10 protein-coding genes and 2 pseudogenes are annotated in these 13166 nt (G+C 66.9%); 3 read left to right on the forward strand and 9 right to left on the reverse strand.

Annotated features, from left to right (window positions below; genetic code table 11):
• The 3 genes and pseudogenes from R2S09_RS39035 to R2S09_RS39045 all read right to left on the reverse strand — a co-directional run.
• Positions 1-184, reverse strand: a pseudogene (locus R2S09_RS39035) (cytochrome P450); the annotation flags it as partial.
• A gap of 64 nt (positions 185-248) precedes the next feature.
• Positions 249-1652 carry an FAD-dependent oxidoreductase gene (locus R2S09_RS39040; protein WP_316745974.1) on the reverse strand — a complete coding sequence of 468 codons (1404 nt, stop codon included), beginning with the start codon at positions 1650-1652 and terminating at the stop codon, positions 249-251.
• Positions 1649-1867: a ferredoxin gene (locus R2S09_RS39045; RefSeq protein ID WP_306193046.1), complete on the reverse strand. Its 219-nt coding sequence runs from the start codon at positions 1865-1867 to the stop codon at positions 1649-1651. The genes R2S09_RS39040 and R2S09_RS39045 overlap by 4 nt, the downstream gene beginning before the upstream one ends.
• 814 nt (positions 1868-2681) lie before the next feature.
• Between R2S09_RS39045 and R2S09_RS39050 the strand changes: the two are divergent.
• Positions 2682-2852: pseudogene (locus tag R2S09_RS39050) on the forward strand (integrase core domain-containing protein); the annotation flags it as partial.
• Here the strand turns inward: R2S09_RS39050 and R2S09_RS39055 are convergent.
• Positions 2849-3145: a hypothetical protein gene (locus R2S09_RS39055; protein ID WP_316745977.1), complete on the reverse strand. Its 297-nt coding sequence runs from the start codon at positions 3143-3145 to the stop codon at positions 2849-2851. The pseudogene R2S09_RS39050 and the gene R2S09_RS39055 sit on opposite strands and share 4 nt — an antisense overlap.
• 287 nt (positions 3146-3432) lie before the next feature.
• On the reverse strand, positions 3433-4920 hold the full coding sequence (locus tag R2S09_RS39060; RefSeq protein ID WP_316745979.1) for an FAD-dependent monooxygenase: 1488 nt from the start codon (positions 4918-4920) through the stop codon (positions 3433-3435).
• 363 nt (positions 4921-5283) lie between these two features.
• Between R2S09_RS39060 and R2S09_RS39065 the strand changes: the two genes are divergently transcribed.
• Complete coding sequence (locus tag R2S09_RS39065; RefSeq protein WP_316745982.1) at positions 5284-6111, forward strand: alpha/beta hydrolase; 828 nt, start codon at positions 5284-5286, stop codon at positions 6109-6111.
• Between the two features lie 170 nt (positions 6112-6281).
• On the opposite strand, the gene R2S09_RS39070 is transcribed toward R2S09_RS39065, so the two are convergent.
• Together R2S09_RS39070 and R2S09_RS39075 are read right to left on the reverse strand one after the other, a co-directional pair.
• Positions 6282-6725 (reverse strand): VOC family protein, encoded by a 444-nt coding sequence (locus R2S09_RS39070; protein WP_306193040.1) that lies wholly within the window; start codon positions 6723-6725, stop codon positions 6282-6284.
• 603 nt (positions 6726-7328) lie between these two features.
• Positions 7329-7916 (reverse strand): TetR/AcrR family transcriptional regulator, encoded by a 588-nt coding sequence (locus R2S09_RS39075; RefSeq protein WP_075033913.1) that lies wholly within the window; start codon positions 7914-7916, stop codon positions 7329-7331.
• Between the two features lie 340 nt (positions 7917-8256).
• Here R2S09_RS39075 and R2S09_RS39080 point away from each other — a divergent pair, with 340 nt between their 5' ends.
• Positions 8257-9006 carry a glucose 1-dehydrogenase gene (locus R2S09_RS39080; protein ID WP_031026510.1) on the forward strand — a complete coding sequence of 250 codons (750 nt, stop codon included), beginning with the start codon at positions 8257-8259 and terminating at the stop codon, positions 9004-9006.
• A gap of 953 nt (positions 9007-9959) precedes the next feature.
• On the opposite strand, the gene R2S09_RS39085 is transcribed toward R2S09_RS39080, so the two are convergent.
• Both R2S09_RS39085 and R2S09_RS39090 read right to left on the reverse strand, forming a co-directional pair.
• The gene (locus R2S09_RS39085; RefSeq protein WP_316745988.1) at positions 9960-11405 is read right to left on the reverse strand and encodes an aldehyde dehydrogenase family protein; all 1446 of its coding nucleotides are present in this window, start codon (positions 11403-11405) and stop codon (positions 9960-9962) included.
• Between the two features lie 420 nt (positions 11406-11825).
• Positions 11826-13052: an IS110 family transposase gene (locus tag R2S09_RS39090; protein ID WP_316745990.1), complete on the reverse strand. Its 1227-nt coding sequence runs from the start codon at positions 13050-13052 to the stop codon at positions 11826-11828.
• Positions 13053-13166 lie beyond the last annotated feature (114 nt).

Below are 13166 nucleotides of genomic sequence, written 5' to 3' on the forward strand. Positions count from 1 at the left end.
TCCTCGGGTCCGAACTGACCCGGGGGTCGTGGAGCAGCGTGACGATCTCCCGGTAGGTGCTGACGACATAGGTTCCGTCCGGCTGCCGTGTCACCGGCGTCTTGCGCAGTTCCTCGTAGAAGGGGTACGGGTTGGCGCGGTTGGCGTAGCGCAGAGCCTGCTGCCAGGGGGTTTCCTCGACCACGAGGCTCCCCTCCTTCTTCTGGTCGGTGCTGTCCGCTCACCCGCCCGCCCGGCCGGCGGGCGGGTCAGCGATGGCGCGGCCGGAACTCGGCCGTCCGCTCGCTCGGGGCGTGGCCGGTCAGGACGACGTCGGGGATCGCCGTCGGGACCCTCGGGTCCGGAAACTCGGCCGGCATCGGCTTGGCGTCGGGCGGCTGGTCCCAGCCCGGAGGTGGAGGCGGGAACGGACCGGACTGCTCGATCAGCTTCCCGTAGTACTCCAGCCACTTGCCGTGATCGAAGGTGACGGCGGCGACGATGCGGCCCCGGTGGCCGTAGGCGGCGGCGAAGCGGCGCTCCGCGACGGATCCCTGGGTGAAGACGACCTCGTCGCCGAAAGGCGGCACGCCGACGGACTTGATGTTCACGCCGAACTGACCGGACCAGAAGCCGGGCAGCAGCAGGTGCGGACGATAGTGGGGTTCGAGGTTCACCATGTTGTGGGCCGCGGCCTCGGCGCCGAGCACCGCGTTGTCCCAGTGCTCCATAGCCAGGAACTGATACTCGTAGAGCACATGCGGCGCACGTGCCACATCCCCTGCCACGAAGATGCTGTCGGTGACCACGCCGTTGATGTCGAAGGCCCGTCCGCCGGCGTCGCACCCGACGCCCCAGAAACCGGCCGCCAGCCCGGAGCCCTCCAGCCATTCCACGTTGCGGATCGACCCCAGCGAAGCCACCACCACATCGGCGTCGACGGTCGAACCGTCCGAAAGCTGAGCACGCCGCACGTGCCCGCCGGAGTCGCCCTCCAGCGACGACACGCCCAGACCGCAGCGCAGGTCCACACCGTGATCGCGCTGCAGCTGCGCGGCGATCTCCCCGATCACCCCGCCGAGCGCGCCGACCAGCGGCGCCGAACCCCGCTCGACGACGGTCACCGGGATGTCCAGTTCCCGGCAGACCGAGGCCACCTCCGAGCCGATGAACCCGGCGCCGATGACCACCACCCGCGACGGCGGCTCGGCCAGCTCCTTCTGCAACTGCTCCGCATCATCACGCGAGCGAATCGTGTGGACCCCGTGCAGAGCGGCCTCGTCCGGGTTCGGCCACTGCCGCGCGCGGGTACCTGTGGCGATCAGCAACCGGTCGTACGGGACCTGTTCGCCATTCGCCAGGCGCACCTGCTTGGTGACCCGGTCCAGCCCGATGGCAGCCACCCCGAGCCGCCAGTCCGCATCCACTTCCCGCATGCGGGGCAGCTTGGTGTGGTCGGCCGGCACCCAGCCCTTGAGCACCTGCTTGGACAACGGCGGACGGTCATACGGCTCGTACGGCTCGTCCCCGATGATGGTCAGAGAACCGGTGAAGCCCTCCTCGCGCAGAGTCTCCGCGGCCCGCAGCCCGGCCAGAGAAGCACCCACGATGACGATCCGGCCGCTGGCCCGGAACTCGCGCACCAGCTCCGCGACCGTTGCCCGCAAGGTCATGACGCCTCGCCCCGCTCCACGCCGTCCAAGCGGTCGACCACGATCGCCTGCACCGGGCACGCCGCAGCGGCTCGCTCGACCTGCAGGCGCCGCTCGTCATCAGGGTTCGGCTCATAAGTGAGCGCCTCCTGACCGTTCAACCTGAAGACCTCATGCGCCAAATAAACGCACTGTGCATATCCCTGACAGCGATTCAGGTCCACGACGATCCGCATGGGCAGACTCCTTCCGCTCAGCCGCCCACCCCACGGCGGCGACCACCGACACGGTCATGCGGCTGTGGCGGAGTTCAGGCCGTCTGCCAGGTGAGCCGACCGCGGGTGTTCTACCCGTCAGCCGGAACACCGGCTGAGCAGGTCCGGTCTTATTCTCTGCGCCGCCGCTTCACGGGTGACGTCTGTCGGAGTGTCGCAGCGCGAAGGGCGCGTCCCTCCTCCCATGGCGCCGGCATTCAAGGCTTGGCCCGGCCGTAGCGCCCCTAGAAAAATGCTCGCGCCGCCTTCCGACGATCGCAAACCGCCGTTCGGGGCCCAGCACGTCTCGAGGACGGGGAGCTCTTGGTCATTGACGGGTGCCTGCAGGTCAGGGGGCTGCCGGAGAGCAGGTCCGCGAGCAAACTGCCACCTGATCACGATGGTTTGCGGATACAACACGGGCCCCGGCCAACCGATCCGGCCCAAGCCGCTGATCACACCTCGCGGGGCCCGATCACCAGCGCCGACCACGCGCTCATGAGGTCAGCTCCTGGTGGGCGAGCCACGCGTCGACGATCTCGCGAGAGCTGTTCAGGGGCTGGCACGTCGCTGAAATGGGGTGCGCCCCTTCGGCCGTGTTGCCAGGGCGACCGACCCGGTGACCTCGCGGCCTGTGGCGCGTGTCACCGTCCCCACCTGCGACACTTCCATACATCGTATGGTAACTCTTGCGAGGTGCTTCCATACAACGTATGGAAAAGCCTGATCGAACAAGGTCTAGGTGTGCTGTCCCGGGACGTTGGTGACACGCGTGCTGGGTGCTTGAACAGGTGAGGGCCTTCTGGGTGAGGAATGGGCCTACCACCGGCCCTACATCTCAGAGGCCGAACGCCAGGCCGCGTTTCCCGACTGGCCGGACTCGTACAACTACCACCGACCCCACACCGGCATCAGTGGCCAAGCACCAGCCAGCCGCGTCACCAACCTGTCCGGTCAGCACATCTAGGCGCTACACACCGCCTGCACGAGAAGCCGTTGGCGCAGATCGCGCCAACCGGAAGGAAAGATCATGAAGAAGCTCATGAAGCGGATTGCTGTCGCCGTTTCCTCCGTGACGGTCGCGGGTGTCGCCGTTGTCGGTGCCGGGGGCACCGCTTCGGCCGCGACCCCGCCTCTGTGCACATCCAGCGGTCGGCCGAGGTCAACCTCACCGACTACCGCTGGGACCACGGCGTGGGTTACCTGATCGAGCAGGGCTACTGCTGGGACGGAAAGCGTGGCTGGCACCACGACGACCATGTCGCCGGCTCCCTCTGGCACAGCCGCGACGGTCGCTGCTACCGCTGGGACGATGAGCGGCGCGAGTGGAAGTCCGACAGGCCCTACCGGCTCGACCAGATCTCGTCACGGGGCAGTCCCCCCGGGTGCCCCCGGGCACCCGCTGCCCTTAAGGGTGGTCGGTCTGCGACTGCTGAGGCGAGAGCGGCCGATGCGGCCAACGTGACAGGAAGACCGCCACTTCCTGCGAAGCGGCGGTCTCCTTTGCGTCGTTCCTGCTCAAAACGAGACCCGTGTGAAGACGGATCCTAACGCGGTGAAGAGGCGACGGAGTTGGTGCCCTGTGTGCCGCACCATTCGGTCAGTGCTCGGCGGGCCGCGGTGATGCGATGTTCTGGTGACTCGTCTGAGATGGCCCATGCGATGTAGGCGTCTGGTCTGACCAGAACGCATTTCTTGGTGGCGCCCTTCGGGGACACGATCTCGACCTCGTCGGTCCACTCTGTGATGAGTGAGGGGAGGCGGTCGGTGTCGGACGGTGTGACGAGGACGAACCGTCGCTTGCGGAGGGCTTCGTAGAGTCTGCGTCCGTCGGTGAGGGGGATGTCAGGTGCCCGCTTGCCGACGAGGGGGTGTGCGCCGGCCGGTGCGGTGTAGGAGATGTCGATTCCCGAGATCGCCTTGGCCAGTCGTCGGGCCACTGGCGGGGTTTGCAGCACCGTACGCGCTGACAAGTCACGGAGGCCGCACAGTGCCCGTGGTGTGGTGAGGACGCCGCGGAGCAGTGCCCCGCTCATCCGCAGAATCCGGTGTCCCACCGGGTGGCGTTCGTTCTGGTAGCTGTCGAGCAGAGTGTCTGGTGCGCGGCCACGCTGAACGGCCGCGAGTTTCCAGCTCAGGTTCGCGGAGTCCTGGATGCTGGTGTTGAGGCCCATGCCACCGGCCGGGGAATGGACGTGGGCGGCGTCGCCGACGAGGAACACCCGGCCTACCCGGTAGCGGGGTGACTGGCGTTCGTCACTGTGGAATCTGGAGAGCCAGCGAGGGTCGTGCATGCCGAAGTCGCTGCCGAGCGCCTGGCGGGCGACGTCTTTGATTTCCTCCAGATCGACCGATGCGTTGTCGGGCATGGGGTGGTGGCGATTCCAGGCCATGACCCTGAACCAGCCGTCGCCGAACGGGACGACAATGGCGAAGGCGTCTCCGATTGCCGCCACGGTGGGCGGCTTCTTCGGCGGATCAGCCATCCGGACGTCTGCGAGCATCATGGAGCGAACGGCGGAGCGGCCGGGGAACGGGAGGCCGAGGGACTGGCGTACGCAGCTGTTCCGTCCGTCCGCGCCGACGACGTAGTCCGCGCGCAGGCTCTGTTCAGTGCCGGCTGGTGTCTTCACGGTGACGTCGACACCGGTGGGGTCTTGCTGGACGCCGGTCACTTCATGCGCTCGCATGATGTTGACGCCGTGTTCCAGGGCGCGGGCCAGGAGCAGACGCTCGGTGTTGTACTGGGGCGTCACGAGTACGTGAGGGTATCGCGTAGGCAGGTGCGAGAGATCGATCCGCAGGAATTGCAGGATCGGGTTGCGCAGGCCGGTCATCAGCAGGTCGTCGGCAAGGCCCCGGGCGTCCAGTTGCTCCATCGTTCGGGCGTGAACGGCGAATGCGCGGGTCAGCTGGGATTCGCCCTCTCGCCGTTCCACGACGGTGCAGCGCACTCCGGCCTCGGCCAGGTCACCTGCGAGCAGCAACCCCGCTGGACCAGCACCGACGACCAGCACATCAACGTCGGATCCCATACTCTGTCCTCCGCGTGCCGCACAACGAGTAGAACGACGGGTGATCTCCTGGCTGCCGCCCGCCACCGGTGGTGATGTCCAGGGCGGGTGGGTGACTGTGCCCGGGAGCTCACTCGAGTGGCGTAACCGGTGAATTCTCCTGACCGTGGATGTGCCCGCGGCATGTAAGGACCACCGTACGAGGCAGACCTCTTCCTCGCCTGTCAGGCAACGGCCGTCCCACTCGTACCGAAGCGGTGTTTCCAGACGCGCTGAATCGCTGCCCCGCAATTATGTTGACCTCGTGCGGCGCCGCTTTCCCGTCACATCCCCGGAGGGCGTGACGTAAGGGGCCCGCGAGCGGACATCGAGAGGAGCGCAACCATGCCCTTCGCCACCGCCGAGGACGGCACGCAGATCTTCTACAAGGACTGGGGCTCGGGCCAACCCGTCGTCTTCTCCCACGGCTGGCCGCTCACCGCCGACGCCTGGGACCCCCAGATGAAGCTCATGGTGGACAACGGATTCCGCGCCATCGCCCACGACCGACGCGGCGGCGGACGCTCCGGTCAGCCCTGGGACGGCAACGACCTCGACACCTACGCCGACGACCTGGCCGCGGTCATCGAAACCGAAGACCTGCACGACATCATCCTGGTCGGGCACTCCACCGGCGGCGGCGAAGTCACCCGCTACATCGGCCGGCACGGCACGGCACGGGTCGCCAAACTGGTCCTGCTCGGCGCCATCCCACCGCTGATGCTGAAGACGGAAGTCAACCCCGAGGGCCTGCCGATCGAGGTGTTCGACGAGATCCGCCAGGGTGTGCTCACGGACCGCTCGCAGTACTACAAGGACCTCAGCGCCCCGTTCTACGGTGCCAACCGTGAGGGCTCCACCGTCTCCCAGGGAACGCGTGACGAATTCTGGCTCTGGAGCATGACCGTCGGTATCAAGGGCGCCTACGACTGCATCAAGGCGTTCTCCGAGACGGACACGACCGAGGACCTGAAGAAGGTCGATGTGCCGACACTGATCGTGCACGGCGACGACGACCAGATCGTGCCCATCGTCTCCGCGGGCGCCAAATCATCCAAGATCGTCAAGGACGCGCAGTACAAGGTCTACGAGGGCGCACCTCATGGCCTTGCGATGGTGCCCAAGTACGCCGAGATCTTCAACAGAGACCTGCTTGAGTTCGCGCGTAGTTAGCGCCGTCCCCCGGTCCTGGGTCAACGGGGGCGCTGCCGTTAACCCAGGACGCTGCCGGCCAGTGGCGCTGTGAATCGGCCGCCCGGGAGGGACCGTTCAAAGATGTCCCGGGCAACCATGTCCGGAGCGCCTGAAACTGGCTCGGCAGCCTGGGCGATCGGTTCGCCGTGTCAGCCGATCGGGCTTGCGCCCTGCTGGAAGACGTTGATGAGGTTTCCGTCGTTGTCGCGGATCGCGGTCGAGATGCTGCCGTCGCCGAGGTCCATCTGCTCCCAGACGGTCGTCACGCCCAGGTCACGGAAGGTGCGGGTCACGCTGGCGAGGTCCTCGACGCGGAAGACCAGGGCCTTGTTGCCGATCGGGCGGATGTGGGCGGGGGGCTCTGCTGTCAGTTCGGGGATCCGCACACCGTCCGCGGGCTGGAGGAGCTCGAGCCGGAACCCGGGGCCCTCCAGGAAGGCGACGTCCGCTCCGATGGCGTCGAAGCGGGACTTCGCCAGCAGGGTGAGGCCGAACACCCGCTTCCACCACTGGATCGACGCGTCGAGGTCACTGACGGAAATCGTCACGTTGTGGAGGCTGTAGGGGAAGGGCGGCTGGGCAGCGGTGGTCATGGTGATCACTTTTCGTTGGGCGGGGGCAGGCGTTTGCGGTGGGGCACGCGAGACCCCTCGCGCATCCCGCCCGGCTTCTCTGTGCCGTGCAGCGGAACAGTCTGTGTCCGTCTGCCGCCGACCCGACGTCTACTTGCAATAGCGAATCCGCGGGTCGTAGGCCAAACGTAGACCTTATGGACCGCTCAGTCAAGAATTTGTGTCCTCTTCAGGCGCATTGCGAAGTCAGTGGATCAATGCACCAGTTGGCGAATCGCCGTCGGCGTGCGGAAGTGAGGCGCGAGCGAGGTCCAGCGCGGACTTGGGTAGCCTGGAGACTTTGCTGTCAGGGCCCGTGCGCAATGGGCCGGCGCCGTCGGCTGCCGGAGCGTCGTCCGGCCCGCGTTGCGGCGCAGTCGATGGCGCAGCCGCCCGGCCGGAGTGCCTGCTCAAGGGCATGAGGAAAGGGGCAGGCCGTCAACCGCGCTGAGGCGGGCGCCCGGGGCCACTCGTGGGGGTGATCGGAGGGCAGTAATGTGCGTGCTCGCAGCCGACTCAAGCGGGCCCACCCGGGTCCCTGCCGGTCGGCACGTCACCTGTGAAGGGTGCTGGCCCGCAGTATGGTCAGTGTCGGGAGAGCTGCTTGAGGGCGGCCTGGCTTATCTGCAGCAGAGCTGAGCCGTCCATGCCGGTCTTCGCGAGAAACTCGATGCCCTGCATGACGGCAAGGAGCAGCCGCCCGACCTCCTGGGCGTCCGCCCCCGGTTCGACCGTCCCCTCGTCCTGGGCTTCCTTCACGCAGGCGATCAGAAGATCTTCGACCGCTTGGTAGCTGCTCCGGGCCCGGGAGACGACGTCCGGATCATTGCTGTGCAGTTCGGATGTGCTGTTGACCAGAAGGCAGCCGCGCCGCTGCGGGTCCTCCGTGAATCCCTTGGCCACGCCCTCAACGAGCAGGGTCAGGCGTTCGAAGGCCGTACCGGGCCCGGTCAGGACCGCCCGGACGCCGTTGAGCTGTTCGTCGCGGTAGCCGTCCAGCACGTGCAGGAACAGCTGCCGCTTGTCGCCGAAGGCCCCGTACAGGCTCCCCTTGCCCAGTCCGGTGGCGTCCGTCAGGTCCTGCAGTGACGTAGCCGCGTACCCCTGATTCCAGAACTGCTCGCGCGCAGACTCCAGAACCTGGTTCTCGTCGAAATTCCGCGGTCGTCCCATGTTCAACAGCATACGTCCTTCTTGACCTATCGGTCCAGATCGTGGGCGCCCTGCTGCATGCGACACACAGGGGGACAGGCTGGGTGGTGGCGGGGGTGTGTGGCGCGCGGCTCCCCCCGGCGCCCCGGCGTTCTGGCGTCCCGGCGGGCGGACCGGCGTCGGCCGGCTGGTCGCCGCTCGGCGGTGTGGATGCGGTCACGTTTTTGCCCGAGCGGTCCATAACGTGGTTCTTTACCGTACAGTCCATAAGTGGCCCGGGGCTGTCCGCTCCGGGCTGTAACGCTGCAGCGACACATGGTGCACGATTTTTGGCGTTTGCACCGGACAGGGATAAGCGATCATGGGACAGCTTGACGGGAAGACGGCAGTCGTCACCGGAGGCAACAGCGGAATCGGACTGGCCACAGCCAAGCGATTCGCGCGTGAGGGCGCGCACGTGTTCATCACCGGCCGTCGGCAGGAGGCTCTCGACGCCGCGCTGGCCGAGATCGGTGGGGAAGCCACCGCCGTCCGGGGCGACGTCGCGAACCTCGCGGACATCGACCGCCTCTACGCGGCTGTCGCCGAGCGGGGCCGGTCCATCGACGTACTGTTCGCCAACGCGGGCGGCGGTGAGTTCGCCGCGCTTGAGCAGGTCACAGAGGAGCACTTCGACGCCACCTTCAACATCAACGTGCGAGGCATGCTCTTCACCGTTCAGAAGGCAATTCCGCTGCTCAACGACGGCGCCTCGGTGATCCTGACCGGATCGACTGCTGCCACCTCAGGTGGCGCCGCCTTCGGCGTGTACGCCGCGTCCAAGGCCGCGGTCCGCTCCTTCTCCCGCACCTGGGCCAACGAACTCAGCGGCCGCGCAATCCGAGTGAACACCCTGGTGCCCGGCCCGATCGTCACCCCGGGCATCACCGGCCTGGCCGCGGACGCCGACCAGGCCGCGAAGATGAGGGACGCCTTCGCCAGCCAGATACCGCTGGGCCGGATGGGGCACCCGGACGAGGCCGCAGCCGCCGCACTGTTCCTCGCCAGCAATGAGAGCAGCTTCGTCACCGGATCCGAGCTGTTCGTCGATGGCGGACTCAACCAGATCTGAGCGCCGTAAGACGATGCGCTTGCCCGTCCCAGCGAAGACAAGAGTGTGACCGCGTCGCGGTCACACCGGCAGTCACACCGAACCTTCGGGCGAGCGCAGCCCCGCCGGTGTGCGGGCACACGGCGACCCCCGGAATCGGCTGAGGGCGTGGAGTCGGACGCCGTACACACAGATGATCAGCAGAGCACCGTCGCCCGGCGGTTTTGGCCAGCGGCGGCGCCGACGACCGTGCGTGCCGCCGCAGCCACCGAGTTCATACAGCCGTCGGAAGCGCCAGAAGACATGGGGCCTCTCCGGCAGGGCATCTCAGGGCACGAAATACCTCGAGTCCCTCCGTCGCTGCGGCCATAGGAAAGACGCGTGCTTCTGGGCGCCGGCACCGGCGTAAGCGACATGAGTGGGGCCCGGCCGTGAACGGCCGGGCCACGTTCCTTCGGTCCGTGCGAGTCAGATCACCACCGCTGACCTCGTGCGCGGCCGTCACCCGCGCGCGAGTGGAGCGTGACGAACCCGAGCGGTCACAGCACCAGGACGGCGGGCGCCACCCGTCAAGGGGTCTTGACGATGAAACGCACCGAACGAGGCGCGTGCGAAAGCTGAACGAGCAGCTGGGGACACATGGTTGTCGACCTCGTGTGCCATCACTTGGTCCACTGTGGCTCCTTCGGTCCATGGTCTGGCTGAGAGGACCACGGGATGCCGAACCGCTCAGCCGGATCTGCACAAGGGGCGACGACGGCGGGTTCGAGCCGGACGCCGGCCTGCCCTCCGCGACCACCGGCGCCGAGCATGCAGCACGACATCTGATGAACTGGCGCTGCTCGGTCCGCAGACTTGAACGAACCGCACAGCGGAGCCACCCACCGTCCTGTCGTACTGCACGGCTCTCGTACGCCCCCTCGCACCGTCGTTCCCGGCGAGCGTTCGCCTCGCGGGGGGCTGTGAGCGAACCGCTATATCGCCAGGTCAGTAAGGACCAGCACGCGCTCGTAGGTGTAATCCGCCATGGCGAACTTCACTCCTTCGCGGCCGACACCAGACTGCTTGACCCCGCCGTAGGGCATCTGGTCGGCGCGATAGGAGGGCACGTCGCCGATCACGACTCCGCCGACCTCCAGAGCCCGATGTGCCCGGAAGGCAGCCTGCAGGTCGCGTGTGAACACACCCGTCTGCAGGCCATACTTGGAGTCGTTCACAGCGGCGAAAGCCTCGGCCTCACCGGACACCTTGAGGACCGTGAGAACTGGCCCGAAGACCTCCTCGCAGGCCAAGGCCGTGTCTGCCGGAACATCCGCGAGGACCGTAGGCGCGTACGAAGCGCCCTCCCGCTTGCCGCCCGTGTACAGCGTGGCCCCGGAGCCGACGGCTTCGTCGACCCACGACTCAACGCGGCATGCGGCGTCCTCACTGACGAGCGGACCCACATCAGTTCTGTCATCCGAGGGGTCCCCGGTGACCTGAGACTCAACGGCCGCCACGATACGCGGCAGCAGCCGGTCGTACACCGCGGCGTCGGCTATGACACGCTGCACGGAGATACAGGACTGCCCGCCCTGGTAGTTGGAGAACACAGCGATACGCTTGGCGGCCCAGTCAAGATCCTCGTCGCTCGCAAAGTCGGCCAACACCACGACCGCCCCGTTCCCGCCGAGCTCCAGTGTGCAGTGCTTCCTGGGAACCGAGTCCATGATGGCGTACCCGACTCTTTCGGAGCCGGTGAACGAGATGACGGGCAGGCGCTCGTCCTGCACCAGCCCCGGCATCCGGTCATTGGCGACGGGAAGGATGCTCCATGAACCGGCCGGCAGTTCGGTCTCGGCAAGCAGGTCACCCAGGATCAGACCCGACAGCGGAGTATTGGGCGCCGGCTTCAGGATGATCGGGGCGCCGGCCGCGATAGCCGGGGCGACCTTGTGGGCACATTGGTTCAGCGGGAAGTTGAACGGCGTGATGCCCAGCACAACGCCCTTCGGGAAGCGACGGGTGAGCGCGAGCCGCCCCTGGCCGCCGGCGTCGGTGTCCAGCCGCTGAGCCTCACCGCTGTTGAAACGGCGGGCTTCCTCCGCGGCGAACCTGAACACGGACACCGCACGGCCGACCTCACCGCGAGCCCATTTGATCGGCTTCCCGTTCTCTGCAGAGATGAGCTGCGCGATCTCCTCGCTACGCTCCATGAGGCGCCTGCTCACATGGTCGAGCGCCGCAGCACGCACAAATGCCGGCGTAGCCGCGAACTCATCGCGAACGGCGTATGCCGCCGCCACCGCCTCCTCGACCTGCTCATCGGTGGGAACACTGACCTCTCCGATGAGCTGCCCGGTCCAGGGAGAGGAAACCGCCAAGGTCGTCTCACCACTGGCCGGACGGCCGGCGAGCCAGAAAGCGTGGGTAGAAATCATGTCCTGTCGCGGCCCTTTACGTCTGAAGGTGCGCTGACGCGTGTCCGCCAGCAGCTAAACCGTAGAACCGCCGAGGTGGCAGACGTTTTGTACGCGGTGTAGTGATCGCATGCACGCGCACGCCGGAAGGTGGGCTTGAGTCAGGTGCGGCCTACGACTCGCGGATATCGACGTTCGATACGAGACCAGTGCCCGAGTCCGCTCATCGTGTCGCAGCATCGGCTCTTTCCGAATTCGATCCTGACGTGACTGCCTGACGGAACATGCTCGACGCGCTGATGTCTCGCCTACTTCTGGAATTGATTGGGTGAGAAGCCGTATCTCAACGGATCTTGGAACGTGTGGATCGAACAGAGTTCCTGGTCGGGTGATCTTCCGGCGGTACGCGTATGAAGGCAGACACCTCACGATGCCAACGCGTCAAGCTGTGGCGGCGAGTTCGGTGGGGAACGCGGTGTGTTCGTCGAACAGCTTGCGGTGCTGTAGGCAGTGGTAGAGCTGGCCAAGCATGCGGTTGAAGAGGTTGCGCTGGGCGGCGGCGTGCCAGTCGCCGCGCTGGCGTCGTCGCCGGTAATGAGTGTTGGCTCCGGCGGATGCTCGCAGTGAGGCAAAGGCCCAGAGGTAGCCGGCGTGGTTGAGTCGGTCGTTCTTCACCCAACGTCTGGTGATGCTGGACTTCTTGCCGGAGGCCCTGGTGATGGGCGAGGAACCGGCGTATGCCTTCAGGCCGCGGGCGTCGGCGAAGCGGGTGGGGTCATCCCCGATCTCAGCCAGAATCCGGGCGGCGAGCTGGATGCCGAGCCCGGGGAAGCTCAGCAGGATCTCGGCGTCCGGGTGCTGAGGGAACGCTTCTTCCACCGCCTCGGCAAGCTGGTCGGCGGCGGTGCAGGCGGCATCCAGCTGGAGAAGGAGGGCGAGCATCTGCTTGCCGAGTGCCTCTTCGACCAGCGGCGGTTGGTGGGTCCACTCGGCGCGGAAGACGTCGCGGACGCGGTCGGCCTCCGCCTCGATGCCGCGCTTGCGGCCTACTCGTCGAAGAGCGGCCTGGAGCTGAGTGCGGGTCAGCCGCGCGGCCCGAGAGGGAGTCGGTGCGGCCTTGAGGAGTTCGCGGGCTTCGGGGCGGCACAGAGCGTTGGTCCAGGTGACGAAGGCTTCCAGGGCAGCGGGATAGTACTCGCGCAGCAGGGAACGGAGCTGGTTGGCGAGTTGCTGCCGGTTCCACAGAGAATCTTGCTGGGCACGTGCCAGGACGGCGATCGCCCGGCCGAGGTCGCTGTCCTGCGGCAGCGGCCGATGGGCGTGCATGTCGGTGCGCAGGATGTTCGCGAGCACGAGTGCGTCGCCGGGGTCGGACTTCTTGCGCGAGACCGAGTGGCGGTCGCGGTAGCGGGCGGCGGCCAGCGGGTTGATCGCGAACACTTGCCGTTTCCCGGTCCGCAGCACGGCGACCAGCAGGCCGCGGGAGGTCTCGATCGCCACCGGTATCGGGTTCTCCTCGGTGTCGCCGTACTCCGCGAGCAGCTCCAGCAGCAGTTTGTAGCCGGCCGCGTCGTCGGTGATGTGCCGCTTGGCCACCAACGCTCCGGCGTCGTCGACCAGGGCGACGTCGTGAGTGCGCTCTGCCCAGTCGATTCCACAGTAGATCAAGATTGTCCCTCCCCGATGTGCAGGTGTTTGCGCTGGTCACGAGCGCATGCGGGCCACGCGAGCGACCTAATCCCAGGCATCAACCGCCTTGCGGATGTGCCTCCACCTCACCAG

This window comes from Streptomyces sp. MK7, assembly GCF_032658145.1.
Lineage (GTDB): Bacteria > Actinomycetota > Actinomycetes > Streptomycetales > Streptomycetaceae > Streptomyces > Streptomyces spiralis.

Coding starts and splice junctions, on each gene's coding strand:
- R2S09_RS39055 (WP_316745977.1), bottom strand. CDS start 3,145: ATGGTCGTCGTGGTGCCAGCCACGCTTTCCGTCCCAGCAGTAGCCCTG.
- R2S09_RS39070 (WP_306193040.1), bottom strand. CDS start 6,725: ATGACCACCGCTGCCCAGCCGCCCTTCCCCTACAGCCTCCACAACGTG.
- R2S09_RS39045 (WP_306193046.1), bottom strand. CDS start 1,867: ATGCGGATCGTCGTGGACCTGAATCGCTGTCAGGGATATGCACAGTGC.
- R2S09_RS39085 (WP_316745988.1), bottom strand. CDS start 11,405: ATGATTTCTACCCACGCTTTCTGGCTCGCCGGCCGTCCGGCCAGTGGT.
- R2S09_RS39060 (WP_316745979.1), bottom strand. CDS start 4,920: ATGGGATCCGACGTTGATGTGCTGGTCGTCGGTGCTGGTCCAGCGGGG.
- R2S09_RS39040 (WP_316745974.1), bottom strand. CDS start 1,652: ATGACCTTGCGGGCAACGGTCGCGGAGCTGGTGCGCGAGTTCCGGGCC.
- R2S09_RS39080 (WP_031026510.1), top strand. CDS start 8,257: ATGGGACAGCTTGACGGGAAGACGGCAGTCGTCACCGGAGGCAACAGC.
- R2S09_RS39075 (WP_075033913.1), bottom strand. CDS start 7,916: ATGGGACGACCGCGGAATTTCGACGAGAACCAGGTTCTGGAGTCTGCG.
- R2S09_RS39065 (WP_316745982.1), top strand. CDS start 5,284: ATGCCCTTCGCCACCGCCGAGGACGGCACGCAGATCTTCTACAAGGAC.